The organism is Parageobacillus sp. NEAU-HV-2 (genome assembly GCF_059115485.1).
Map to the genome: position 1 here is coordinate 1 of NZ_JBXUJJ010000013.1, position 26,254 is coordinate 26,254.

Sequence of the window (26,254 nt, forward strand, 5' to 3'; positions counted from 1 at the left end):
TCTCCCTTTCCAAACAGGAGACTGAATATTCAGTCTCCTGTTTGGAGGAAACTAGTTCCCTATTCATTCCAAATCCATTTCAGAGAAACCCTACCCCATTACATTACACAAAATTCTTGACGGTACCGATTACTAGAACGTTAAAAAGTAGATTATTATATTAATTTAGAATATTTGATAACACTAATTGATTTGTTATAATATTCTAAAAAAATAGAGGTGTCGTGTGAAATGGAAAATATCATAAGTATGAAAAATGTGTCCTTTATAAGAGGAGATCGAGTTATTTTAAAGGATATAAATTGGGAAGTAAAAGAAAAGGAACATTGGGTCATATTAGGTTTAAACGGTTCAGGAAAAACGTCCATATTAAATATTGTAACAGGCTATCAATATCCGACAAAAGGGGAAGTTTCTGTTTTAGGACATCCATTCGGGAAAACGAACTTGCCTGAGCTTCGAAAGCAAATCGGATTTGTTAGCAGTTCTCTTGACCGTTTTAATCAAACTTTAGGATCGGAAACGGTAGAGGATATTGTGATAAGCGGTAAATTTGCTTCGATAGGATTATACGAAAATGTGACCAGTGAGGACCGAGAGCAGGCTGAACAGCTTATGACATCTTTTCGAATCGATCACTTAAAGGGGAAAACGTATGATACATTATCACAAGGAGAAAAAAGAAAAGTACTGATCGGAAGAGCGTTAATGGCAAAACCGAAATTGCTTCTATTAGATGAACCGTCTATAGGATTGGATATTTTAGCAAGGGAAGAAATTTTATCATTAACGAAAGAAATTATTGCACATCAACAATGTCACGTACTATATATCACTCATTATATTGAAGAAATTATAGAAGAAATGACACATGTATTGTTGTTAAAAGAGGGACAAATTGTAGCGGCAGGACGAAAAGAGGAAGTATTAACAGATGAATTGTTATCAGAGACGTTTCAGTTGGCGATAAAAGTTCATTGGGAAAATAATCGACCGTGGGCTTCCATACATAAAAATATTAGTCGGACAGAATTTGCGAAGGCAGAATCAAAATAAAGGAAACTTGGGGGTGCCAAGTTTCCTCTTATTGCGTTATAATGGCAGGATTCACAGGATGGCTCAAGAGCGGTAAGAGAACAAAGCAAAAATAAAAGATTTGTAGGGAATTTCAAGTTCAATATCTTTCTTGATCCATTCTATTGCATCTTCAATGCCGTCCATATAGACTAAAAACGTTTTGAGCAAGTGATGATAAATTTGTTAGAAAATGTATGGAATCACATGGCTTTAAAATGTTAGATCGAGGCTATTTTTGTTTGTTTTAGAAATTAAAAAGTAGAACTATGTGCTAAATAATCAGCTAAATTAAAATAAAAAAGTTCTTTCCTAATTTAATAATCTACATACAAGTTATCATTAGATTATTCAAAAAAGAATTTACACAGTAATGTGGACTTGATCCAAAAAGCCTATATGGAATATTATTGCTTTTTTATGTTGACATACTGTATAATCGAAGGCAAATTATAAATTAGACATAACAACCGAGAGATATTTATTTTATCTTCTATTAAAACTAGGCTCTTTCACATATTGTCAGTCCTTTTTTTATGTAAAAATAACGGTGAGTCCAGGCTGTTATTTTTATGAATCGGCGGGGACAAAATTACTCATGGATGTTCATATTGGCTCTGTATGAAAAAGCATCCTAAGTAAAAAATTAATGTATTTCTTGACTAAGAGACTATATAAGTTGCAGTTTAGCTTTACATCCGACTGTCCGCTACCGCGTTATCCTAGATGAAGGTGGAGACGGAAAGAGAAAATGTTTGTTGCAACTTATGTAGATGAGGAATCTCCGACTTTTTTGCTAGAGGGGAGAATCATGATGAACAAATCAAAAGGCTTTATTGAATCGGAAATAAGTAAAGCATTAACGAAATGGGAGAAAGATTTCCTTGGGCGGGGTTCAGTATCGGTTAAGACAGATATTTTGCGAGATATGATTATTGTTTCTTTGCACGGCATTCTAACCCCTGCTGAATATTCACTTTGTGAGTCAAAAGAAGGAAGGTTATCGGTAAAAAGGAATCGATCCAGCTTGGTTGAATCAGGAGAGGAAGAGCTGAAGGAAATTATCCTAAATATAACTGGGGAAAAGGTGAAGAGTTTTCACACTGATTTAAGCACTCGTACAGGCGAACGGATCATGGTGTTCAAATTATTTAATGATCTTGAGAAAAAACTTTTAAAATAATATAATGATATTATCACTAACATTGATTACATAGTTATGTTGGATAATTGAATAACCAGTTTCAACGTGTCGGTAGACCTTCAAAAAATCCGTGGCTGTCGTGGATTTGTTGAAGGTAAACCGAACGAAGCATTAAGGTTTAAATAAAGAAGGTAGATCTTCAAAAAGTCCATTAAGGATTCGTTGAAGATAAACCGACTATGTGCGATCTATACAATGGGCATTACCTTTTTCGGTTAAAAAGGAGTGCTCTGTATGGATGACATAGTCGGTTTTTTTGTTATTTAAAGAGAGAGGAGAATCGCCTTGAGTGAAACATTGTTCATTGCCTTGTTTGCAACCCTTGTCGTTACTCTAATCAGTTCGGTATTTCTATTACACCCTCGTGTTCCTATCCGTTACGTTCGAATTCATGTCAGTTTGCTTATTTTGCCGATTGCAGTTGCTTTAGCAGGACTTGTTGGCGCCGATAAAAATGTGGCGATCGGGCCATGGCGCTCTGATATGCTTGCATGGTTGATGGCCTTGTATATTTTAATGTTTGGCTGGATGATACAGCGGTTTTGTATACGCTATTTACATGGCGACCGCGCGTATCGAATGTATTTTATGCTTTTAACGTTTACGGTTAGCGCCGCTTCCATCACATGGATGAGCGATGATTTGCGATTGTTTGTTCTTTGCTGGGGAATGCCATTGCTCGGACTTACGTTGCTTGTGATGCAGAAAAAAGAATGGCAGCCGGTAAGAGTAACGGTTATGCAAATGGCAAGGATGTTTTCGTTGAGCTGGATAGCTTTATTGGCAGCCGCCATATGGCTGTGGCAAGCAACGGGATATTGGCGATTATCGCTTGCGCTGTCAAAAGAAAGCCTTGCCGGTCTGGAATGGTGGGAAGCGGCCGGGGTGAACGTTTTGCTCGTATTAGCGGCGATCATTCCAGCGGGGCAGTGGCCATTTCAACGCTGGTTATTGGAGTCGACGGTGACTCCGACCCCGATTTCAGCAGTGATGCACGCTGGTTTGGTCAATGCGGGCGGTCTGTTGTTAACAAGATTTTCTCCGCTTTTTAGCGGTAATGGATCGCAAATGCTGCTGCTTATGATCGCCTCTGTGTCAGTGTTGATTGGCACGGGGATCAGTTTTGTTCAAGTGGACTATAAACGGCAATTAGTTGCCTCCACGATGGCGCAAATGGGAATGATGTTTATTCAATGTGCGTTAAGTGCATATGCAGCGGCAGTGATTCATTTAGTGCTGCACGGCCTGTTTAAAGCAACGTTATTTTTACAATCCGGCTCGGTTGTGCCGCGGCCACATAAAATGTTTCGCCCATCGCTGACGCTATCGAAGGCGTGGCTGCTTGGCGGAGCCATATTCGGATTTGCGTTAGGATTGATGTTTTGGATGACCTCGCCGGAAGAAAACACGAGGTTGCTGAGCGTGTTGCTTCTTGGCTGGTCGCTGGCGTTTGCGTGGGGACGGCTCGCTGTTTTGAAAGAAGGGCGATGGATCGGGTTGGCCGTATTAGCCGGATTGGCGCTGGCTTCCGAAGCGATGCATAGCGGTCTCATGGCGCTTTTATATAAAACGTTGCCGTCAAGTTCGAGCTCATCGATGATCACGGAAATGGCAGCCATTTTGCTGTTCGGGATCGGCGGATTAGCGAGCATATGGTTTTCCGCCCATCGTTCATCAGATTCATTTGCACGCTTATATATGTGGCTCGTCCATATAGGCGAACCGCGCTCAGAGTCGGTGGAAGGCCATCCGCATTATCTTGCAACTTATTTGCAGGAGGAGGGGATAGTGGATGAACAAGGCAACCGTATCGCTTGAACGTCCTAGTGTGCGCGTGCAACAGAGAGAAGATGTTGCAGCAGATATAAACGTAAGCGAGCTCGTCAAAAGCGCTAGCAAAGTTATTGCCCCGCTTTGGCCTATTGCCACTTTCGTCGCGCGCCATCCATGGATGGGGTTGGAACATCTTTCGTTTGAGGAAGTTGCCTATCGCTTCAAATTGTCGCGAAATATTGACCTTTATCCAACCATATCGATGCTGCGTGCGGCGCAACGGAAAGGGGAACTGAATCCGGAGTTTTTGGAAATGCGGCTTCAACGCTGGCTTGATGAACAGCCGCTAATGGTGCCGCGTGAGGAAGCAGAACGTGTTTTTCGCGCGATGCTTTGGCACGAAGAAATTCCGAACGAGGTGCTAACGTCTCCAGCCTTGCAAAGTTTGGCGGCGAAAGTGAAAGAGATGCGATTACGAGGAGATTCCAAACGTTTATTCATCCAGCCGCTAAGCGTTCTCCTTGAAGAACAAGGCGAGGGGAAATGGGCGCGGATGCTTGATCACCAAATGATGAAATGGTGCAAGTTATTTTTAGATGAATCGCAAGCTTTATGGACGATGCCATTTCGGGAAAAAGGGTTTTACTACGCATGGCGCAAGCTTGTGATCAACGATCCATCATTAAACAAACAACAGCGCAAACGATTGAACGATTTGCCGCATGATGCGGAAGACGCATTGCGACAAGCGTTGCTGGCGCTTGGCATACCGCATGGAGCAATGGAAGACTACTTGGAAGCGCATCTTCTTTCCTTGCCGGGATGGGCGGGAATGTTATTGTGGCGCTCGCAGCAATCCGGCCAAGCGCATGTGCTGCTGATGGATTATTTAGCGATCCGCCTTTCGCTTGAATGGGCGTTGATCGCACCACATTTGCCATTGGCCAAACGAAAAGAGGATGACGCAACGGTTCTCCTTCCGCTTCTGGCGGCTTGGATGCACTGGGGAGGATTGACGCCAGAACAATGGCTGCAATTGCCGCAAGCTGAGCAGCAAGCCCGTTTATCTCTTGTTGATCGATTTGACAAAATCGTCCGCAAAAAACTTTGGCTAGAAGCATGGGAAGATACACAAGAGGCGCAACTAAAAAACATGATCACGTCCTCTTTTGCAAACAACGCGCCGAAACAGGCAGCCGCTCAGCTCATCTTTTGCATTGATGTCCGTTCTGAACCTTTCCGCCGACATTTAGAACGGGAGGGCCCATTTGAAACATACGGGTGTGCTGGTTTTTTTGGCCTCCCCATCCGAACACGCGAACTGGACAGCGTCTATACACACGCTTCTTGCCCGGTGATTGTAGAGCCGCAGCATGAAGTTCGAGAATATGCAGCGGCGGTGAACCTAAAGGAATACCGCAGACGGCGGAACGTACTGTTTTCCATTAGTCATACGTTTAAAAAAATGAAACAACATCTGTTTGCAAGCATGTTGCTTCCAGAAGTAAGCGGACCATGGCTCGGTTTGCATACACTAGCCCGAAGCATAGCGCCAAGCGGGGCGGGACGCTTATTCCGCCGCATACAGGAAACATTCAAACGTAAACCGGCGACAGAACTTTCATTGCATCGGAATGACTCCTGGAAAGCAACCGACTTGCCAGTAGGGTTTTCTGCAGAAGAAAAAGTAAAATATGTGAAACAGTTATTAAAAGGAATGGGATTGACGTCTTCTTTCGCGCCTCTTGTTGTTGTCTGTGGTCATGAAAGCATGGCAACGAACAATCCGTATGCCTCGTCTTTAGATTGCGGTGCATGCGGCGGGGCGGCTGGGGGATTCAATGCCCGCGTGTTCGCAGCGCTTTGCAACCTTAAAGAAGTGCGAGAAGGCCTTGCAAAGGAAGGGATCGTTATTCCGGAGGACACCGTTTTTGCTGCGGCAGAGCATATAACAACGGTCGACGAACTTCGCTGGCTTTATGTGCCAACGCTTTCGGAGGCGGCACAAAAATCGTTTAATATGTTGCAAAGCAAGCTCAAAAAAGTAAGCCGTAATGCAAATATGGAGCGGTTGTCGAAGTTGCCCGGCTTAAACTACAAGAAGAGAGACCCGCTTGCCGAAGCATATCGCCGCGCCGAAGACTGGAGCGAAATCCGTCCGGAATGGGGGCTGGCAGGGAATGCAGCGTTTATTATCGGTCGCCGTCAGCTAACGAAACATTGCCATTTAGAAGGGAGAGCATTTCTGCACAGTTATGATTGGCGCGAGGATCCATTTGGAGAATCGCTTGCAAACATAATTGCCGGTCCGGTGACAGTTGCCCAATGGATTAATTTGCAATATTACGCATCGACTGTCGCCCCTCATTATTACGGCAGCGGCAGCAAAGCAACACAAACGGTCACCGCAGGAATCGGGATTATGCAAGGGAACGCGAGCGATTTGCTTGCCGGGCTTCCATGGCAGTCGGTCATGGCATCCGATCAAGAAATGTTCCATTCTCCGCTTCGGTTGCTTGTCATCATCGAAGCTCCACGACAATATATTGAGCACTTGCTCGAAGATGATCCTCATTTCCGTAGAAAAGTGAAAAACGGCTGGCTTCGCCTTGTTTCCATTGATCCGGACAGCGGGGTATGGGAAAAATGGGAACCATCGGCCATCGAAGACAATTACTTTTCATGAAAAGAAGTTAGTGTTTCAGCTTGCCGGCTTAGTCGGCAAGCTGTTTTTGTGCGCCCGGCATAGGTGCAGTCTATAGAGGGAAAGTCCCTAACTGCGAAGGCAGGAAGACAGAAGCAGCAGTTATCCTAACGCAAGGGTGTCTGCGGTGACACGGAATATGTTGGATTGATTGAATCATTGTTTCATGTGGTAATTCTTCTTTTTGAAGTTCCAACGGGCATGGTGGCTGATCTTTATGGGCGAAAACGTACCTTGTTGATCGGGAGCATGCTTTCCCTTTTTTATGCTTTACTCATGATGGTTGGTGGGCATTTCTTTGTTTTTACCCTTGCTTTCGCTCTGGCCGGTCTAGCTGGTACCTTCCATTCTGGTGCTCACAACGCTCTACTTTGCGATACGCTTCTTTATTCGGGGAAAAAGGAGGGCGGGGCATTCTTTGTTTATTTTAGAAATTATAAAAAATAGAACTATGTGCTAAATAATCAACAAACTAAAATAAAAAAACACCTAAACAGTCAAATCAAAAGAACGGGTGCAGATTTACGAGGAACGGATAACAAAAAAGAAATGGAAAGATATTTGGGATAATGTTAAAGTTTTTCATATTGAAAGTTTTTATTAAACAAACGAGTGTCTTCCATGATAATGAAAAAGCCAATAACTCGCAATGTTATTGGCTTTGTGTGTTCCTATTGGGAAAGGTTAGCGGAGGCTCTCTTCTGTCCAGGCTTCCAATAGCTTCGTTTCTCTCTCTAGCGTAATTCCTGCTTTTCTTTCTCCTTCTGTTCTTGCAGTTTCCCATACCAAAATGTCATTTCTTCAAATAAAAATGATGATCAAGTTCTTGTATTAGAGCGCGGCACTATTGTAGAACGCGGTACCCATGAGGAATTAATGAAAAAGCAAGGGAAGTATTATCAAATGTATCCACTACAGCAAGAGAAAAAGCCAATAACAAACAAAGATGAGCTAGCTGCTCTAGCAGGTTGTGCCGTATATTTTAAAGTTCGTGCATTACTTTACTTCTTTCTTTCATGGATAAAAAGCGACAAACCTAGTTTAAATTTTTACTATAAACGCCACTTTTGGACATACTGTAAATGACGATGCTAACGGATGAAAGGTGGAAGTGATATATGACAAAGGAAAACGAAAGGATAAACTCCGTGGATGCTTCTTCCGTGCAGGAAACAATGGAAGACATTTGGCGTAAAACGTGCGGGACATGGAAAAACTGTAATGAATCGAACGTTGAGTCTTTCTTATCCAAGTGCTTGGAGCACAATATTGACCCGCAGTACTGCATGAATTGGATTACACAACACAGTGATCAAATTCCAAACCAATCGGCAGTTTTGGATAAAACTCGTGAATGGGTAAATCAACATACTTCTACCGGTTCACCTATCTCCGCATCAAATCAAATGACAGACTAAAGACTAGGGAGTCAAGTGACTCCCTCACATTTTCTTATTGTCTCTCTCCATTGGAAAATTAAGATATCAATTACAGCGAAAAGGCTAATGAGTATAATCGACAAGAAGGAAGTGTTTTGTATGTGGATCATTAAGACCCAGCATAAGAACGAGGATGGGGCAACCGTTGCGCTTGAATTGGAAAGTGAAGACGGTCAATTCGATGTGAATGTCAGATGGGACGGATGTATGGAAGTTCATGTTTATTCTGTTACGGAAGAAAATCGCGAATTGCATGATACTTTTCACACTTGTGATTTAAAGGGATTTATTGAAAAGTTGCAGTCTCTAAATGGAGTGTGTGCGGAGTTTTTTGGTGAAGGAAGCTATTGGGAGGAAAAAAATAGCGATAAATCAGACGGTAAAAACGAATCATAACAAATTAAATGCGTAGCGTCCGTTTAGATTTACAGATCGCGTTAGGCATATGGTAACGCTTCCTTATTTTTACCATCAAAATGAAAGGTTGTTATCTCTTAAATGAATAACTAAATCTGTTATCCATAGTTAAATGGAAGGAAAGAAGATTATTTAAGTAGAAATTCATTTTTATCGTAGCGGCCAAGTTCGGTGTAGATGATGGGGTGGCGCTTCACCTTTAGCGGAATGACAAAAGCTGTAGATTCATTTTTATCGGGAGGGAAAATGTTATGAAAAAATATCCTCTTATCATGATCAGCATCATTTTTCTTTTAATAGGCTGTTCGAATGAAAAACAGGGAGAAAACAGACCTCAAAAGGAACAACAAACAAATAGCAACGGCAATATGGAAATCATTGCCCAAGATTTAAGTGTGCCATGGGCGATCGACTGGGACGGGACATCTTTTTATATTTCGGAGCGGACTGGCTCCATTGTGAAAATTACAGGTGACAGAAAGATTAGGCAGAATCTACATTTAGAAAAGCGACTTTCAACGGCATCTGAAGCTGGTGTATTAGGTTTTGTGCTTCATCCCGAGAAAAAGAATTACGCCTTTCTTTACTATACATATAAGGATGAAAACGGGCAATTCAATCGTGTTGTAGAAATACGGGAAGAAAATAATGAATGGTTTGAGCAAAAAGTTTTGCTTGATCGAATTCCAAGCGGAAACTTTCATCATGGCGGAAGAATCAAAATTGGACCGGATAAAAAACTGTACATCACAACTGGGGATGCTACAAATTCGATGATTGCCCAAGACAAGACATCTCTTGGAGGGAAAATTTTACGAATGAATCTTGACGGCACCATACCGGACGATAATCCTTATTCCAACTCCCTTGTCTATAGCTATGGACACCGCAACCCACAAGGCTTGGCATGGGATGAAACGGGTCAGCTTTATAGCTCTGAGCATGGCTCCAGTGCACATGATGAAATTAATCTGATTAAACCGAAAGGAAACTATGGATGGCCGCTTATTCAAGGAGATGAAACGAAAGACGGGATGATCGCACCATTGTTCCATTCGGGTGATCATACTTGGGCGCCATCTGGAATTGCCTATCATAATGGGATTTTGTATGTTGCACAGCTGCGGGGGGAAGGTGTTTTAGCGTTCGATTTAAAAAATAAAACATATAAACAAATCGTTTCCAATGTTGGCCGCGTGCGGGATGTATTCATATTGGAAGATCATTTATTTTTTGTCACAAACAACACAGATGGAAGAGGGGTTCCGGCCAATCATGATGACAAATTAATCAAAATTCCGATTCCGAGAGCTTTTTGACACAAAATTTTAAGTTGACACAAAGGAATTTTATACATTAATACTTGAACTCAATGACTTAGCTTTGTTTGTAATATTTTTTTACTGTGATTCTTTCGTTGTGTGTAATAGGGATAGTTAATTATGGTGTTATGTCAAGAAAACGGACACGTTAAACAGGGAGAAATAACCGACAGGTGTCTGTCACCTGTAAGAGCTAGGAGATAAGCGTATGAAAAGATATATTTCAGCGGGTATTATTTTAGGTATTATAGTATTATTATTTTTCTTTAACGAATATAGAACTAACCAATCTCTTAATCAAGAAGCTACTTTGGAAGGTTTTATAATTATCAAAGAAGGCGAAGTATATTTAGTTGAAGATCCAGATTTTGTTCAGGAAGACGCAAATAAATTAACAATACAGGAATTAAGAAGAAAATATAATATGAGTAAGTTATGGATTAAGGGGTTTGGTACTTTAAGGGGAATAGAAAATGGACAAAAGGTAACAGTGTGTTATTCAGAAATTTTAGAATCGTATCCGGCCAAAGTCAAAGTTTTAAAGATTAAACCGAAACCGTAATTAGTCGTTCATTTTAACAGACGCAAAAGTGAAATAAGGGAGTTGTTTGCTGCAACTCCCTGCTTTAAGAACGACGTGGGAGCTATTTATTGTATAGATATAGAAATAGATTTATTTGTAAGATGCTGTTTTATGAATTTAAAATAAATTTAAGCAATACAATAAAAGGTAATGCGACCAATAAATGGTGATCGTTGAAATTGGTAGGGTTATAACTAATTGCGAAAGTAGAGTTAATAAGTTTTATAAATAGAGAAAGGTGCTTCCAATGACAAATGCAAATAAAATGGTTGTAGCTGTAAAAGGTCTTATTTTATATGAAGGTAAGGTATTAATTGTACAACGTGCAAAAGATGATGAAATCGGCGGAGGAACGTGGGAATTAGTTGGGGGTAAAGTAGAATTTGGAGAAGATTTGGAAACTGCACTTGTACGAGAAATCAAGGAAGAAGTTGGGTTAGATGTTACAGTTGAAAAGATTTTATATGCAACCACCTTCAAAACTGACCCAACAAGACAGGTAGTGATTCTTACCTACTTATGTAGGAGCAATAATAGAGATGTCGTTCTCTCAAAGGAACACATTGATTACCGCTGGTCGACTAAAGAGCAATTGAGATTGCTATTGACTCCAGAAATAATTAGTGATTTTGAGAGAAATAATGTCTTCTCTTTGGAAGAATTGGTATGAAAAATTTGAAAAGCGGAGGCAGCGGAATTCTTTTTAGAATATTTAGAAAAGATTTTGAATATTTAATATTCAGGTGTATAATAGTGTTATAACATACCAACTGGTTAGTATTTTTGGGAGAGGGCAATTCTCCCACTCCTAAAGGCGAGAGCTTCTTTTCCTCATCGTTTATGAAAGAATGGCGGGAAAAGGTAACAAACTTCATGGAAGTGTATATGCCTGCTCGAACGAGTGTATGAACAGCAACAGAACCTGCAAGAAAGACGTTGGGGTGCAGCTGAATGTTTTATGTAAGCGTGTTCAAAATTCGTCAATGGCTTTGCTCGTGCGATTCAATCGCATGGGGGTGCAGGATATCTGGGATTTTCCGATTGCCGCTTCATGGGCAAACGCAAGGACATGGAGACACCGCTGACGGCCCTGATGAAGTGCACCGAGCCGAGATGGCCAAGCTAGGACCAATAATATAGGCCAAAAAGTTAATCCACTCTTTTGGCAGAACTAACAAAATAGAAAGGATGTGTATGCATGAGACTGAAAGGAAAGATCGCAATTGTTACTGGTGGCGGAGGAGGAATTGGACGCGCAACAGCCATCCGCTTTGCCAAAGAAGGAGCGAAGGTGGCCGTGAGTGACATAGACTCCTTAAGTGGTGAGGAAACCGTTAGCCTTATTCAGCAATTTGGGGGAGAGGCTATTTTTGTTAAAACGGATGTATCGGACTCCAGTCAAGTAAAGGAGCTAGTTCATATAACAACAAGTACATTTGGCGGATTACACATCATGTTCAACAATGCTGGAATCGCGAATTCTGAAGTGAGAAGTGTTGATTTGACAGAAGAGGAATGGAACCGGGTCATTGACGTTAATTTAAAGGGCGTATTCCTTGGCATCAAGTATGCTGTTCCTGAGTTAAAAAAATCTGGCGGCGGAGCGATCATTAATACTTCTAGTTTACTAGGATTAAAAGGGAAGAAATATCAAGCTGCTTACAATGCATCCAAAGCTGGTGTCATCCTGCTAACGCAAAATGCTGCACTGGAATACGGCAAGTACAACATCCGTGTTAATGCAATAGCACCAGGTGTCATTGATACAAAAATTATCGATGGCTGGAAGCAGGACGCAAGAAAATGGCCAATTATCTCTAAGGCAAATGCTCTTGGTAGAATTGGTACTCCGGAGGAGGTAGCAAATGCTGTTTTATTTTTAGCATCAGATGAAGCTTCATTTATTACTGGTGCTACCCTTTCCGTTGATGGCGGCGGACTCACATTTTAACAAAAGAATAGTTTATCATAAAAGTATTATGTAAATTATAACGAATTCGAAATCAGCGACTTCAGTATTGTAACAAAATCAAGTTCAAAAAAGAGATAAAAGTACTCATCTGTGTAAGTGATAGTAAAACAAAGGGAGGAAGGAAGATGAGATTTTCACAAACCATTGCCTTAGTAACAGGGGCGGGAAGTGGCATTGGTAAGGCAACAGCCCTTCGTTTGGCTAGGGAAGGCGCGAAAGTTATTTTAGTCGGCAGGACAAAAGCGAAGTTGGAAGAGACCGCACAGGAGATTAACCGCAACAGCGGAATTTCAATGGCTGACATTTTCCCTGCGGACGTAACCAATGGAGAAGATGTCCGGAAATTAGCGGAGTATGTAGAGCAGCAATATGGGGATTTGCATGTTTTAGTGAACAACGCTGGCGGTTCTACCCACACGAAGATTTTACAAATGTCCGAACAAGAATGGGATTATGTTCAACGTGTCAATTTAAAAAGTGTCTTTCTTGTCTCGAAAGCACTTGGAAAAGTGATGGCAGAAGGAGCAAAGCGGGAAAAACGTGACCGAGCGATTGTAAATGTTGCTTCCCTTTCCGGACATCAGGCTGGTGCGGAAATTCCCCATTATAGCGCTGCCAAGGCAGGTGTGATTAATTTTACCAGATCGCTCGCCCTTGAGTTATCACCATACGGAATTCGCGTCAACTCCGTATCTCCCGGTTTTGTAGAGACGCCGTTAACAGAAGATGCGCTGCAAAATGATCGTTTTGTTAAGGCCATTCAACGAAATACAGCCCTGCAAAGAGTCGGCACACCAGAGGAAATTGCCAATGTCATCGCTTTTGTGGCCTCGAGTGAAGCATCTTATATGACTGGATCTGATTTACTTGTTGATGGCGGCTGGCTGATAAAATAACGAACGAAAGAGAGGAAGATTGGCATGTCTCAAAATCATTTAGTTATTGAAAAATTAGGACCTGTGTTGTCGCTCACATTAAATCGTCCGGAAAGCTTAAATGCTTTCAGCCCAGAAATGATTTTGGGTTTAACAGAAGCTATCAAGAATGCCGAAAACGATGATGATGTCCGGGTGATCGTCTTATCTGGTGCAGGACGGTCATTTAGTGCTGGCGGCGATGTAAAAACGATGGGGCAAGCAAACGGCGTCCAAGTTTATGAACATATCGGCAGGCTCAATAAACTCATTTTGACGATGAAGAAAATAGAAAAACCGATTATTGCCGCTGTTCATGGCTTTGCGGCTGGTGCAGGGGTCAATTTAGCGTTAGCTTGCGACCTAATTGTCGCAGCGGAGGATAGCAAGTTTGCTTTAAGCTTCTCTCAAGTTGGTCTCGTATCTGATGGCGGAGGTTCTTATTTTCTGCCGAGGTTAATTGGTCCGCATTTGGCTAAACAGTTCTTCTTTACCGCAGAGCCGATTCCAGCCGAAAGGCTCTATCAATTAGGCGTCATCAATTATCTTTTCCCATTAGAAAAACTTCAGGAAGAAACAATCAACCTAGCATTAAAATTAGCGCATGGACCAAGTAAAGCATTCGGAAAACAGAAGAAATTAATTGAACATTCCTTTACGTCTACACTCGAAGAAATACTGGAGGAAGAACGACTGATACAAACATTAATGGTTCAGACAGAAGATCACAAGGAAGGCGTCGCTGCCTTTAAAGAAAAAAGAAAGCCGGCATTTAAGGGCAGATAAGATGTTCAACTAACTGAGCATGGCAGGCCGGAGGGATTAAAAAAGATACCGGTCTCAAAAGGCCGGGATATAAAAGCTTGTTGGTACTTGAAGGATCAACTGATTAGTACTAAATTATGAGAACTGGAGGAGAAATACCTCCAGTTTTTGCTTGCAAAAAAAACACACTCTAATTCTAAAAACCGTACGTGACAGTTTTCCGCACACAGCTCAAGTCGTCTTTTTACCGAATAAGCAGTTAAATTACACATGGATACTAAAATCCTGTAAATCCGCTCCAATAGATGACAGAACGGATTGGCATGCGGAAACTTCAACTATCTCTGCGCACCAGTTTTTTTATAATTAAAAAAATTTTGAATTATAGAAGGGATATTGAACGTTTGGCAGAAATATAAATATACAGATATCAGATTGTCTGATAACAGACCGTCAATGGACAACTTGTTGCATCATCCGCATTTCTGATTGACGAAAAAGTGCTGCTGATTTAAGACGACCTAAATGCGTTAGCCGGTTTTTGTGGCTGAAAAGCGGCACTCTAGGATCAATGACCGCTCTAATGTAACCGCTTTCAAAAAGGTGGTTGCGGTCCCAACAGCCGCTTACCTTGCAGGAAAGGAGGATGACATGAGAAAAGTTAAACCCATCCGCCGAAAAAAAGTTTCGGAAGAGATAGTCGAAGAAATCAAACGATTGATCGAACAGGGCGAGCTTCCGTCAGACAGCAAACTACCTTCGGAAAAGGAATTGAGCGACATGTTTGGTGTTGGTCGCTCCAGTATCCGCGAGGCGCTGAGCATGCTGGCGGCCGCCCGGATCATCGAAACGCGGCAAGGTGAAGGCACCTTTGTGCGTAAAGTCGACCTCAGCGACTACATTCATCCGTTAGCTCTTTCGATCGTTGCGAAAAAGGAACAAACGCTGCATTTGCTTGAGACTCGCAAAATTATCGAATTGGGCACCGTCGAGCTGGCCGCTTTGCGGGCCGATCAGCATGATCTGAAAGAAATGAAGAAGGCGCTGCTTGATTTTGAGTACCAGCTGGAAATGGGGGAAGCTGGAGTCGATGCCGATTTTGCCTTTCATCGCGCGGTTGCTATCGCATCGAAAAACCCGGTTTTGATTCAAGTGATCGACAATCTATCGCCAGTGCTGAAACAAAGTCTGAACTATACTCTCTATCAAAATATGGGAAATTTCGAGAAACGAAGAAGCGTACTTCAGGAGCACAAGGAGATTTTCGCCTGCATCGAAAAACGTGATGTGCAAGGGGCGGTTGCCTGCATGCGGCAACACCTGGAAAACGTTCGAAAAAAACTGTTGGAGCTAAAAGAGTAAAAAATGGGGGGATTGTTATGAAACGATGGATCATGATTGGACTCGTGATGGTGATGGCGGCATTGGCTGGGTGCGGAGTTCCCAACGCGAAACCGCCCGGTGAGGCGAAACCGGCCAACAAGTCGTCGGACAAGGTGACGGAGATTACGGTTGCCGGGAACGGTGGCAAGATTGAAAGAGCGATCCGCGAAGTGATTGCGCCGAAATTTGAAGAAAAATATGGCATCAAAGTGAATTTCGTACCGGGGTTGTCAGGAGAAATTCTGTCAAAAGTCGAATTGCAGAAAAACGCTCCTCAGTACGACGTCGCGATGTATGTACCGCTTGATGTGCAACGAGCGGCTGACAAAGGGTTGGCCGAGCAATTAGATCCATCGGCGATTCCTAACATGGCTAAAGTCGACCCGCGGTTTGTCACGGTGGATAATATTGGAGTACCCGTATTCGGTTTGGTAATTGCACCTGCATACAATACGAAAACCTTCGAGAAGAACGGCTGGGCACCGATTACGTCTTGGAACGATCTGATTCGCCCCGATTACAAAGGAAAAACGGCGTTCGCTGACATCGCCAACGATTGGGGATTCGCTCTTCTTTATAACCTTGCGAATGCGAACGGCGGCAGCCTTGACAATCTGGAACCCGGTCTGAAAAAGGCGAAAGAACTCGCCAGCTATTCGGATACGTTCTACAAAAACTCCACCCAGATGATGCCGGCCGTGCAACAGGGGGCAGCCGACGTAACGGTGATGGGCAGCTATGCGATCGCCGAACTGATCGAGTCTGGAGTGCCGCTGAAAATGGTGATTCCGAAAGAAGGGGCACCGTTACAAGCATTTAGTGCGACGGTGGTGAAAAATGCCCCTCATAAAAAAGCGGCAATGGATTTTGTCAATTTTCTGATTAGCGAAGAGTCTCAGAAACTGATTGCGGAAAGCGGTTTCTATCCGGTTTTGAAAGGAATGAAAGTGGCGCCAAAATATGAAAAGTCGATCGGCTTGAAGGACAGCGATCCTGTTTTCCGACCAGATTTCAAGAAGATGGCTGAAATCCGGGAGCAATGGACAGATCGATGGGCGAAAGAAGTCACACCGGAATTAGGAAAGAACGTGAAAAAATAAGGGAAGAGGAGGCGGATATATGCAAGCGCTTGCTAATGACGTGGAAATACGTGGCGTTTACAAACGAATCGGCCGAAACGTAATCCTAGACGGTATCGATCTGGAGGTCAAGCAAGGTGAATTACTCACCTTGCTTGGCCCTTCCGGTTGCGGTAAAACGTCAACGCTCAACGTGATTGCCGGTTTTCTCGACATCGATCAGGGGGATGTGTTTATCAAAGGACGTCGAGTGAATGACGTTCCCGCCTACAAGCGCGATTTGGGAATGGTGTTTCAAACGTATTCGTTGTTCCCGCATATGACCGTGTATGAAAATCTTGATTTTGGCCTGTCCCTGCGCAAAGTGCCGAAAGACGAGAAAAAACGGCGTATCCAGAAAGCACTGGAACTGGTGAAAATGGACGGGCTGGAAGACCGGTATCCGCGCGAACTGTCCGGCGGCCAGCGGCAACGTGTTGCCATAGCCCGGGCGCTGGTGGTGCAACCGAAGCTGTTATTGCTCGACGAGCCATTAAGCAATCTTGACGCCAAGTTGCGTCATGAATTGCGGGCCGAGATCAAACGGTTGCAAAAAGAAGTGGGGGTCACCACGATTTTTGTCACGCACGACCAAGAGGAAGCACTTTCCATGTCTGACCGGATCGTCGTGATGAACAAGGGTAAAATTGAACAGGTCGGAACGCCGACCGAAATCTATGCTCATCCGCGCACCGAATTTGTCTTTCAATTTATCGGAAAATCAAGCCAATTGCAAGGAAGAGTGAAATCGATCGACAGCCGGATGGTCAGTGTGGAACTGGAGGATGGCGGCCAAGTGCTGGTCGAAGCGGAGAATGTGATGGGATCGGATCGTACCTGTACGGTAGGGGATGCGGTCAAGCTATACATCCGCCCGGAAAAGTTGACGATACATTCGGTGGAAAACCCGACTCCTGACTACAATTTACACACCGCTACCATTGTCCAGATGAATTATCTAGGCTCGGCTTGGGAAATTGAAGTGTCACTGCTAGGTGAACGGATGCAGGTGTTGCATCCTTCCATCGAAGCGGGCTGGACGATAGGAACTGAGGTGATGGTCGGATGGAACCCATCAGATATGATGATCGTCAAGAAATAGCCAGCTTGCGGTTGCAGCCGGCTGTATCAGGCAAACGCAGGAATTTCAAAAAGTATCTGTATGCTGTGCTGCTGTTGCTGCCATTGTTGCTGTTTATCATCGGTTTCTTTGTGGTGCCGATGCTTTATATCCTGTATCTGAGCTTTATTGACACAGAAGGACCGGGTGGGACCAATGCAACCTATAGCATTAGCAACTATGTTCGCTTTTTCACCGATCCCTATTACTTGCATTCGCTCTGGCTGACGATCAAAGTGAGCCTGTATACAGTGATCGTGTCATTGTTGCTCGGCTATCCGGTGGCACTGACGATGGCAAAATGCTCTCCCCGCATCCGGGGATTGCTGACCCTGTTGGTTGCGTCGCCGCTTTTGATCAGTATCGTGGTTCGCAATTTTGGCTGGTATTTGCTTCTGTTGCCAAACGGCACGGTCAATCAACTGTTGATAGATCTTGGCATCACCGAGTCGCCGCTGAAACTTTTGTTTTCGGAAGCAGGGGTGGTTATCGGATTGTCGAACGCGTATATGCCGTTTATGATTTTGTCCATCGCCACCAGTTTGTATAACATTGATCCGTCACTCGAAAAAGCGGCCGCCATTCTCGGCGCCAGTCCATTCCGTTCGTTTCTATCGATCACTCTGCCACTCAGCCTGCCTGGCATTGTGTCCGGTATAGTGCTAGTGTTCAGCATGTCGATGAGCGCTTATGTGACTCCCGCCCTGATGGGGGGAGCGAATGTGCCAATGTTGCCGGTGGTGGCATATGACCAAATCATCCACCTGTTGCGCTGGACGTACGGATCAGCCGTCTCGTATGTATTGCTCGGCATCACATTGGCAATTGTTACGATTTTTACGAGAATGATGGAAAGAGGACGGTACCGGGAGGTGTTTCGCTAATGAAAATTTCTCGAAAAATCAGGGTTGCGGTAGCTGTGATTAGCCTGGTTTATATCCTGATCCCGTTGCTTGTCACGATTCCGGCTTCTTTTACTAGCGCAAGCTATCCAAGTTTTCCACCGCACGGATTTTCGCTAAAGTGGTATATGAAATTGCTAGAACGGCCGGAATTTGTCGAGGCTTTCTGGAACAGCGTCAAGTTTGCTTTTCTGGCGGCATTCTTTTCTGTGCTGCTGGGGACTCTGGGCGCACTTGCGATTGCCAAGTATAACATTCCGGGGAAGAGTTACCTAGTATCGTTGCTGACTGCCCCATTGACGGTACCGCAATTGGTGCTGGGGGTCGCCTTATTGATTTACTTCACGCCGCTTTTGTTGGCAGGAACGCCAACCGGATTTTTGATCGCGCATATTGTCATCTGCGTGCCATATGTGATCCGGTTTGTGCTGACCGGACTGAGCGGTTTTGATTACACGTTGGAGCGGGCGGCAGCGATTCTCGGAGCCAGTCCGGTAATCATTTTTTGGAAGGTGACACTGCCGCTGATCCGGCCAGCGATCCTGTCTGGGGCCCTGTTTTCCTTTTTGACTTCGTTCGATAACGTAACTGTCTCGCTGTTTATGGTATCTCCCGATATGCGAACGTTGCCACTTGAGATTTTTTCGAACATGCAGGATGCGTACAGTCCAATCGTTGCTTCTGTGTCAAGTGTTGTGATTTTGATTTCGGTGGTCCTGATCCTGATCCTCGAAAAAATTCACGGTGTCGGACGCCTGTTAGGAAGCGCCCATTAATCGACGGCGTGCAATCGACAATGGCCGGAAGGTATTTATATATGAAACTGCCTTTGATATGCCCGTTGACGAATAAGCGATTGCAGATGTGGCAGCAAAAGTACGCCGAGAATTGGAAAAAAACGCTTTTTTGACACTCGTCTGTCCTGGGGGCACAATCACCGTGGCGGCCAAGAAGCGGAACTGCTCAAACAAGCATGGTGTATGTCTCTAATCTATTTCAAAACGACAATTTTCCTCAATCCACAATTTGCATTCTTAAAATTTAAAATAGATAAGAAGGGGGGATCTGTATGAGCCACATAGCCGTCATCGGTGGAGGTATCGTTGGGTTGGCTGCCGCATATGCCCTCAAACAAGCCGATTCAAGCGCCGAAGTAACCATCATGGAAAAGGAAAATCAATGGGGGACGCACCAAACTGGTCATAATAGCGGCGTTATCCATTCGGGCATTTACTATAAGCCAGGCAGTTACAAAGCACGATTTGCGAGGTTGGGCGGAGAAATGCTTATCAATTTTTGCCGCCAATATGGCATTCCTTTTGAACGATGCGGAAAAGTGATCGTGGCGACGAATGAACAGGAGCTTCCGCTTTTGAAAAACTTGTATCACCGCGGATTGAAAAACGGGCTCGATCTGGAACTGATCGATCAAGATCGTTTGCGGGATTTTGAACCCCATATCAGCGGCATCGAAGCCATCCGTGTGAAAGAAACGGGCATCGTCGATTATACCAAAGTTTGTGAGACAATAGCGTCATTGCTGAAAGACGCCGGTGCCGAGTTGCTATTAAATACAGAAGTAGAACGAATCGTAGAAGGCAGTCAAAAAGTCGACGTTATTACCAATCGCGGTGCCCGAACCTTTGACTTCGCAGTCAACTGCGCAGGGCTCCATAGCGATCGCATCGCACGTGCCTCTGGAATTATCACCGATTTGAAAATTGTTCCGTTTCGGGGAGAGTATTACAAGTTACGTCCTGAAAAACGCCATCTTGTGAAAAATCTAGTTTATCCCGTTCCGAATCCGCAATTCCCGTTTCTCGGCGTCCATCTTACGCGGATGATCAATGGCGAGGTTGAAGTTGGACCGAACGCCGTGCTTGGTTTCAAACGTGAAGGGTATAAGAAGACAGATATTGACGCGAAAGATGTGCTGGATATTTTTTCTTTTAAAGGCTTTTGGAAGCTTGCCTTTAAGTATTGGCGCGAAGGAGTGGAAGAAATGGTTCGTTCGTACAGTAAAAAAGCTTTTCTGAAAAACCTGCATCGTTTGCTTCCGGAAGTCGAAATCGATGATTTGATTCCAACAACTGCGGGCGTGCGTGCCCAAGCGTTACGCGCTGATGGCACGCTTGTGGATGATTTTTACATTATTAATACGAAACGTACGGTTCATGTGTTGAACGCTCCTTCACCCGCCGCGACGGCTTGTCTCCCAATTGGTGAAGAGATCGCCCGCCGGGTGGCGGATTTGGCGTTGATCGCTGGTTAAGAGGAGAAAATGATAAGACTAACACAAAAACCCGCTTGATTTTCAGCGGGTTTTATCATCGGCTCAACACCTGACGATCAAAAGTTTTTTCGTTTTGATTGGTCTTTTCCACCATTCCATGTAAATCTGGCAGCCGCATAGCATGCGCCAACATAAATAAACGATTGGGCAAAACTGCCCAATCTCGAAAAACATCCTTGATACTTTGATAAAAGGTTGAAATGGACTAGTGATAACGGTTTTTGTTGGTTCACCCACGCGCCAGCATTTATACCACTATGAAACAATAATGCGTTTCGGCCCATTTCCAATCAGCTGATCTACATCGTTTATTAGCGTGTAAATATCATCGTATGGTTGATCAATTTGCAGCATTTTCCGCAGTATGAAACGGGCGTCTTCGGAAATGGACAGCTCCTCTTCCCAACTTTTTTCTTCCTGTGTTTTCGGCTCGTACGAGGAATATAACAAAAATAGGGTAAAGTGCCCTAATGCGTAAAAGTCGCTTTTTGGATGAGTATCGCGCCGCAGCTTTTTTTCGGACACATACGTTTCGATGTGAGGAACGGACTCACCAAAAAAACGCGCTAATCCAAAATCGATCACAAATACGGTACCGTCGCGCAACAAAATATTTGGAATGCGCAAATCGCGATGGACAATGTTGTTGGCATGAATATATTCGACTACGGCGAGCACATCCCGCAGTAATTGAAATGCTTCTCGTTCTGTATACGTTTTTCCCTTTTCGAAAATAAGCGCTTCGACTGTTTCTCCTTGGACATAGTCCATTACGAGATGGGGCGTTCCATTTTCCAGGAACGTGTCATATAACGATGGAATTTGCGGATGCTTAAGCCGCATTAATATATCCGCTTCCCGCTGGAAGGACAGCTCACTTTCTTTCCTTCTTGTTTTTCGGCATTGTTTGACAACGACTTTCCTGCCTGTCTGTAAGTCGTTGGCCACGTAAGCAATGCCATAGCTTCCCATCCCAAGCTCTGCTATAATTTGATAGCGGCGCCGAATAACCTTCCCTTTTCGATACGGCCGTTCGAATAAGCGAGCAAGCGCGGGGTGACGATACAAAAAACGCATCATTAGCTTCCGAAAAAGCTTGAAAAGAAACTGCCGCTATGATGTTTCTTTTTATAATACTTATGACCGTAGTGGGAAGGATGGATATTCGTATAATGCTTCGGATAATGGTCACTGCTGCTGTAATGCATTTTATGGTATTGCTGATGAAGCAAGTGTTCTTTCAACAGTGCTTTGATAATTTTCTTTAACATATGATCTTCTCCTTTACGATAAGATTACTTTATATTTATATACGAAATAGAAATAAGGAAGTTTCATGATTCATGTCCGCATTTCCAGAAAGACTGGCCAAAACTGGAGAACGGTCAAACGCACGTATCACTGTACAGCTTGCATGGGATGCCCGTTTCAGGCCGAGTGCGCGAAAGGAAAAGAAACAAAAACCATCACCGTCTCCCCCTAAAACCAAAAACAACGGCAGGAAATTTGGGAACGGTTGGCAACAGAGGAAAGAGCCACGAAGCAGGTACCGGAAGCGACAAACCGAAGCAGAGCCAGTGTTTGGGTAAATCAAGCATAATCAGCAATTTCATCGGTTTTCACTGAGAGGCCTCCCAAAAATCACCTTGGAGTGGGGTCTAGTTTGTGCTGCCCACAATCTGAAAAGTGGGCGGCAACCACCGATCCGACAAGAAAAAAACAGTAAGAAAAAGAAAGAGTCAGAAGCGATTTTTTTGACAATATCCAATAATATCCAAAAAAGAAAAAAGAAAGAAGAGGCTAGCTTCAAAAGGTTGATTCAGCGACCTTTTGAGCCAGCCTCTTTACTTTTAAGCAAGCATCGCCTGCATATCTTCTTTAACATCACCGATCAGTTTCAATCCGAACATGTCTTGTAATACGCGCAAAACACCTTCAGAAATAAAATGCGGTGCTTTCGGACCGATGCGAATGTCTTGAACGCCCAGACTGAAAAGACCGAGTAAAATTGCAACCGCTTTCTGCTCAAACCAAGAAAGAACAATGCTTAGTGGAAGTTCGTTCACTTCACAGCCTAATGCGTCTGCAAGTGCCATTGCAATTTTTACTGTCGAAATCGAGTTGTTACATTGACCTAAATCAATGTAGCGAGGGATGTTCGTTCCAGGCACTACTCCATAATCAATATCGTTGAAGCGGAACTTTCCGCATGATGTCGTTAAAATAACGGTTTCTGGCGGCAGTGACGTTGCTAATGAACGGTAATATTCACCGCCTTTTCCAGGTGCATCACACCCAGCAATCACAAAAAATCGCTGAATTTTACCGTCTTTTACCGCTTGAATAATTTCTGGAGCGATGCCGATGACCGTCTCATGATGGAATCCAGTTAACAATGTTTCATCGGATTCAATATTCGCTTCAGGAAGTTCTAACGCTTTTTCGATCAATGGAGTAAAATCATCGTTTTCAATTTTTCGGACATTTTCCAATCCAGCGACATCATACGAGAACATTCGATCGGAGTACGTTCCTTTTACGGGCATGACACAGTTTGTCGTCGCTAAAATAGCACCTGGGAATTTTTCAAATAAGCGACGCTGATCGTACCATGCTTTCCCAACATTTCCTTTTAAATGTGGGTATTTTTTTAATTCAGGGTAACCGTGAGCCGGTAACATTTCGGAGTGTGTATAAATATTGATCCCTTTTCCTTCCGTTTGCTTAAGTAATTTTTCTAGTGCAAGTAAGTTATGTCCTGTAACAAGAATACATTTGCCTTCAATTTTATTTTGCGTCACACGCACCGGTTGAGGAATACCGAGTTTTTCGGTATGCGCTCGGTCGAGCAATTCCATGACACGGATCGCTGCTTTTCCAACTTTCATGGCCATATCGAGATGTTCTTGAACGTTAAAGTTTGAATTTGTCAATGTCATATAGAGCGCTTCGTGTGTTGTTGCATCAATGAAAGGATCTGTGTATCCGAGTTGATGAGCGTGTGTACGATACGCTGCAATTCCTTTTAAAGCAAATACGATGGTGTCTTGTAAACTTGCAATTGTTTCATCTTTTCCGCATACACCAACGACGGTGCAGCCTCCCTTTGGCGTTTGTTCACATTGATGGCAAAACATTGCTTCCCCTCCCTAAATAATAGTTTGACACTTTAAAAATACAAGAAAAGGCTTCCAACATAAGTGATTTATATCACACTTCAAATCGAAATATGGAGAAAAAATGAATGATGGCTAACAGTGAGTATATAGTAAGTAAAAGACGGAAGACCAGAGTTGGTCGAACAAATGACAGAGGGATTAAGACAGTTACTTAAGTAAGTCTGCAACAATCAGCGGCGCGATTGTGGGATAAGTATCTATTTTTCACGACTTTATCTTCGTTTCATTTATCAAAAAATTAACAAAATATGTATTGACATAAATAACTAGAACAATTATTATTAAATTATCCAATGTTGGATATCCAAGTTAGGGGGTATGAGCCATTTCAAAGTTAATCATCTTAGGACTTCTACGAAATAAAGAAATGCATGGGTATGAGATACAGACGATTATTCAAGAGAGCAGAGTCGATCAGTGGGCAAATGTACTGTCAGGTTCAATCTATTATGCATTAAATAAGATGGAAGAAGAAGGAACAATTAAGGTCGTAAAAGAAGAACGAACTGGAGCACGAATTCGAAAGGTTTATGCCATCACTGAGTCCGGTGAAGAGCTTTATCAAAAGTTATTAAGAGACAACTTAAAGCTTCAGCCACATTCATTAAAATCTGACTTTATGCTCTCATTGGCAATGATTCATCAATTACCAAAAGAAGAAGCACTGTCCATATTAGAAGAAAACCTAGCTAATTTAGAAAAAATAAAGGCTGAATGGGAAACGGGAAAAGCAAACAAATCAAAAACAACTGCATATAATCCCATTATGGAGTATGCTTTTGATCATACGATACAAATCATTGAATCGGACATTCAGTTAATCAAAAAAACAATTTCGTATTTAGCTAATCACTAATTTTTTTTAAGTAAATATCCAATATTGGATATCCAAGCTATAATAACAGAAAAGGAGATGTACAAATGAATTTATTTGTTAAAGAAAGACTGATTGTTGATGAATCTGGAAACGTAAAAAAGAACAGCATCGTGTCTCTTGAAAAAGTGAAAATAGGAGGCATTGAGCAAGCTATATTAATCCGTGGTGAAAATATAAACAACCCTGTTTTGTTTATGATACATGGTGGACCTGGTCAAAGTGAAATGTATTTATCCCATGTACTAAACAGACCGCTAGAGAAGCATTTTACAATCGTTAATTGGGATCAACGTGGCGCAGCAAAGTCTTACTCCAAACGGATTAAACCTGAGTCAATGAACTTGGCGCAATTTATATCTGATGCCGAAGAAGTGATTCATTATGTTAAAAAGAAATTAAATAAAGAGCACGAGAAATTTTATTTACATGGCCACTCATTTGGTACATTGCTTGGCATGTTAATGATAAAACAATATCCTCATTATTTTCATGCCTACATTGGATTAGCTCAAGCAGTAGGTCTCCAAGATAATTTGATGATTTCTTATGATTATGTTATGAAAAAAGCGATAGAAACCGGAAATCAAAAAGCAATCCGTGAATTAAAATCTATTGGAAAGCCGCCTTTCAACAATTTCTTAAAAGGACTTTGGAAGTATTCTGTCTGGCTTGAAAAGTTCGGAGGTAAAATGCATAGTCGCAATGGTAGAGAAGTATTTAAATGGATATTTTCCGCACCTGAATACAGCCTAGTCGATAAAATCAATTTCTTCAGAGGCGCTCTCTTCAGTGTAAAACATCTTCATCAAGAACTTCTCCAAACAGATCTACGTCGTCTCGTACCAAAAGTTGAAATTCCAGTCTATTTTTTCTTAGGAAAACACGATTACTCTTGTCCATTTGAACTCGCAGAAGACTATATGAATCATCTTGATGCACCGTATAAAAAGATCGTTTGGTTTGAAAATTCCGGTCATATGCCTCATTATGAAGAACCCGAACGCTATTACGAGCAATTAGTTCAAGTTCTAGCAAATGAAAACAAAAAGGCGGGATAATTACCAATCTGTTGAGTGACCAAAAAGTCGTTTAATTTTCTTACTCTACTAAGGGCAGTTTAGTTGAACATGGATTACCAACCAGATAGAATAAGATAAAATTGGTACACTGAATGGGGGAAGATTATGGAACGATGGCTTGATGTTCAAACACTTA

At 42.9% G+C, this 26,254-nt stretch carries 25 protein-coding genes and 1 pseudogene; 23 read left to right on the top strand and 3 right to left on the bottom strand.

The features are described from left to right. Positions 1-231 precede the first annotated feature (231 nt). The 20 genes from AC1WMD_RS16120 to lhgD all read left to right on the top strand — a co-directional run bounded on the left by AC1WMD_RS16120 (position 232) and on the right by lhgD (position 20,962). A complete protein-coding gene (locus tag AC1WMD_RS16120) occupies positions 232-1,056 on the top strand; it encodes an ABC transporter ATP-binding protein (protein ID WP_494257991.1) in 825 nt (274 codons plus the stop codon). An 832-nt stretch (positions 1,057-1,888) separates the two neighbouring features. Next, positions 1,889-2,257: a Na-translocating system protein MpsC family protein gene (locus AC1WMD_RS16125; RefSeq protein WP_043906567.1), complete on the top strand. Its 369-nt coding sequence runs from the start codon at positions 1,889-1,891 to the stop codon at positions 2,255-2,257. A 306-nt stretch (positions 2,258-2,563) separates the two neighbouring features. Next, positions 2,564-4,096 (top strand): NADH dehydrogenase subunit 5, encoded by a 1,533-nt coding sequence (locus tag AC1WMD_RS16130; protein ID WP_494257992.1) that lies wholly within the window; start codon positions 2,564-2,566, stop codon positions 4,094-4,096. After that, positions 4,071-6,737: a DUF2309 domain-containing protein gene (locus tag AC1WMD_RS16135; RefSeq protein WP_494257993.1), complete on the top strand. Its 2,667-nt coding sequence runs from the start codon at positions 4,071-4,073 to the stop codon at positions 6,735-6,737. Before AC1WMD_RS16130 ends, AC1WMD_RS16135 begins: the two co-directional genes overlap by 26 nt. Positions 6,738-6,902: 165 nt before the next feature. Next, entirely contained in the window at positions 6,903-7,202 is a 300-nt protein-coding gene (locus AC1WMD_RS16140; RefSeq protein ID WP_043904791.1) for an MFS transporter, read from the top strand. 429 nt (positions 7,203-7,631) lie between these two features. Continuing rightward, complete coding sequence (locus AC1WMD_RS16145; RefSeq protein ID WP_494257994.1) at positions 7,632-7,841, top strand: hypothetical protein; 210 nt, start codon at positions 7,632-7,634, stop codon at positions 7,839-7,841. A 32-nt stretch (positions 7,842-7,873) separates the two neighbouring features. Next, positions 7,874-8,173, top strand: coding sequence for a hypothetical protein (locus tag AC1WMD_RS16150; protein WP_043904789.1), 300 nt, complete (start codon positions 7,874-7,876; stop codon positions 8,171-8,173). A gap of 120 nt (positions 8,174-8,293) precedes the next feature. Beyond that, positions 8,294-8,590, top strand: a complete 297-nt coding sequence (locus tag AC1WMD_RS16155; protein WP_494257995.1) for a hypothetical protein — start codon at positions 8,294-8,296, stop codon at positions 8,588-8,590. 272 nt (positions 8,591-8,862) lie between these two features. Beyond that, positions 8,863-9,930 (top strand): PQQ-dependent sugar dehydrogenase, encoded by a 1,068-nt coding sequence (locus tag AC1WMD_RS16160; protein ID WP_494257996.1) that lies wholly within the window; start codon positions 8,863-8,865, stop codon positions 9,928-9,930. A gap of 211 nt (positions 9,931-10,141) precedes the next feature. Beyond that, positions 10,142-10,495, top strand: a complete 354-nt coding sequence (locus AC1WMD_RS16165; protein WP_494257997.1) for a DUF3221 domain-containing protein — start codon at positions 10,142-10,144, stop codon at positions 10,493-10,495. Between the two features lie 268 nt (positions 10,496-10,763). After that, entirely contained in the window at positions 10,764-11,186 is a 423-nt protein-coding gene (locus AC1WMD_RS16170) for an NUDIX hydrolase (RefSeq protein ID WP_494257998.1), read from the top strand. A 528-nt stretch (positions 11,187-11,714) separates the two neighbouring features. Next, the gene (locus AC1WMD_RS16175) at positions 11,715-12,467 is read left to right on the top strand and encodes an SDR family NAD(P)-dependent oxidoreductase (RefSeq protein ID WP_494257999.1); all 753 of its coding nucleotides are present in this window, start codon (positions 11,715-11,717) and stop codon (positions 12,465-12,467) included. 146 nt (positions 12,468-12,613) lie between these two features. Beyond that, entirely contained in the window at positions 12,614-13,384 is a 771-nt protein-coding gene (locus tag AC1WMD_RS16180) for an SDR family NAD(P)-dependent oxidoreductase (protein WP_494258000.1), read from the top strand. A gap of 24 nt (positions 13,385-13,408) precedes the next feature. Then, entirely contained in the window at positions 13,409-14,188 is a 780-nt protein-coding gene (locus tag AC1WMD_RS16185) for an enoyl-CoA hydratase/isomerase family protein (RefSeq protein ID WP_494258001.1), read from the top strand. A gap of 630 nt (positions 14,189-14,818) precedes the next feature. Beyond that, the gene (locus AC1WMD_RS16190; RefSeq protein WP_494258002.1) at positions 14,819-15,529 is read left to right on the top strand and encodes a FadR/GntR family transcriptional regulator; all 711 of its coding nucleotides are present in this window, start codon (positions 14,819-14,821) and stop codon (positions 15,527-15,529) included. A 17-nt stretch (positions 15,530-15,546) separates the two neighbouring features. After that, positions 15,547-16,650, top strand: a complete 1,104-nt coding sequence (locus tag AC1WMD_RS16195) for an ABC transporter substrate-binding protein (protein ID WP_494258003.1) — start codon at positions 15,547-15,549, stop codon at positions 16,648-16,650. A 19-nt stretch (positions 16,651-16,669) separates the two neighbouring features. Next, complete coding sequence (locus AC1WMD_RS16200; protein ID WP_494258004.1) at positions 16,670-17,770, top strand: ABC transporter ATP-binding protein; 1,101 nt, start codon at positions 16,670-16,672, stop codon at positions 17,768-17,770. Beyond that, positions 17,734-18,672: an ABC transporter permease gene (locus AC1WMD_RS16205; RefSeq protein ID WP_494258005.1), complete on the top strand. Its 939-nt coding sequence runs from the start codon at positions 17,734-17,736 to the stop codon at positions 18,670-18,672. The genes AC1WMD_RS16200 and AC1WMD_RS16205 overlap by 37 nt, the downstream gene beginning before the upstream one ends. Beyond that, a complete protein-coding gene (locus AC1WMD_RS16210) occupies positions 18,672-19,466 on the top strand; it encodes an ABC transporter permease (protein ID WP_494258006.1) in 795 nt (264 codons plus the stop codon). Before AC1WMD_RS16205 ends, AC1WMD_RS16210 begins: the two co-directional genes overlap by 1 nt. 293 nt (positions 19,467-19,759) lie before the next feature. Next, complete coding sequence (lhgD, locus tag AC1WMD_RS16215) at positions 19,760-20,962, top strand: L-2-hydroxyglutarate dehydrogenase (RefSeq protein ID WP_494258007.1); 1,203 nt, start codon at positions 19,760-19,762, stop codon at positions 20,960-20,962. Between the two features lie 276 nt (positions 20,963-21,238). Here lhgD and AC1WMD_RS16220 read toward each other — a convergent pair whose 3' ends face one another. After that, on the bottom strand, positions 21,239-22,063 hold the full coding sequence (locus AC1WMD_RS16220) for a serine/threonine protein kinase (protein WP_494258008.1): 825 nt from the start codon (positions 22,061-22,063) through the stop codon (positions 21,239-21,241). Further along, positions 22,063-22,254, bottom strand: a complete 192-nt coding sequence (locus AC1WMD_RS16225) for a hypothetical protein (protein WP_494258009.1) — start codon at positions 22,252-22,254, stop codon at positions 22,063-22,065. The genes AC1WMD_RS16220 and AC1WMD_RS16225 overlap by 1 nt, the downstream gene beginning before the upstream one ends. An 86-nt stretch (positions 22,255-22,340) precedes the next feature. Between AC1WMD_RS16225 and AC1WMD_RS16230 the strand changes: the two are divergent. Continuing rightward, positions 22,341-22,709, top strand: a pseudogene (locus tag AC1WMD_RS16230) (transposase); the annotation flags it as partial. Positions 22,710-22,833: 124 nt separating this feature from the next. On the opposite strand, the gene hcp reads toward AC1WMD_RS16230, so the two are convergent. Further along, positions 22,834-24,120: a hydroxylamine reductase gene (hcp, locus tag AC1WMD_RS16235; RefSeq protein ID WP_494258010.1), complete on the bottom strand. Its 1,287-nt coding sequence runs from the start codon at positions 24,118-24,120 to the stop codon at positions 22,834-22,836. 382 nt (positions 24,121-24,502) lie between these two features. On the opposite strand from hcp, the gene AC1WMD_RS16240 reads away from it, so the two are divergent. Together AC1WMD_RS16240 and AC1WMD_RS16245 are read left to right on the top strand one after the other, a co-directional pair. Continuing rightward, positions 24,503-25,018 carry a PadR family transcriptional regulator gene (locus tag AC1WMD_RS16240; RefSeq protein WP_494258037.1) on the top strand — a complete coding sequence of 172 codons (516 nt, stop codon included), beginning with the start codon at positions 24,503-24,505 and terminating at the stop codon, positions 25,016-25,018. A gap of 65 nt (positions 25,019-25,083) precedes the next feature. Then, on the top strand, positions 25,084-26,097 hold the full coding sequence (locus AC1WMD_RS16245) for an alpha/beta fold hydrolase (protein WP_494258011.1): 1,014 nt from the start codon (positions 25,084-25,086) through the stop codon (positions 26,095-26,097). The last annotated feature ends 157 nt before the right edge of the window (positions 26,098-26,254 follow it).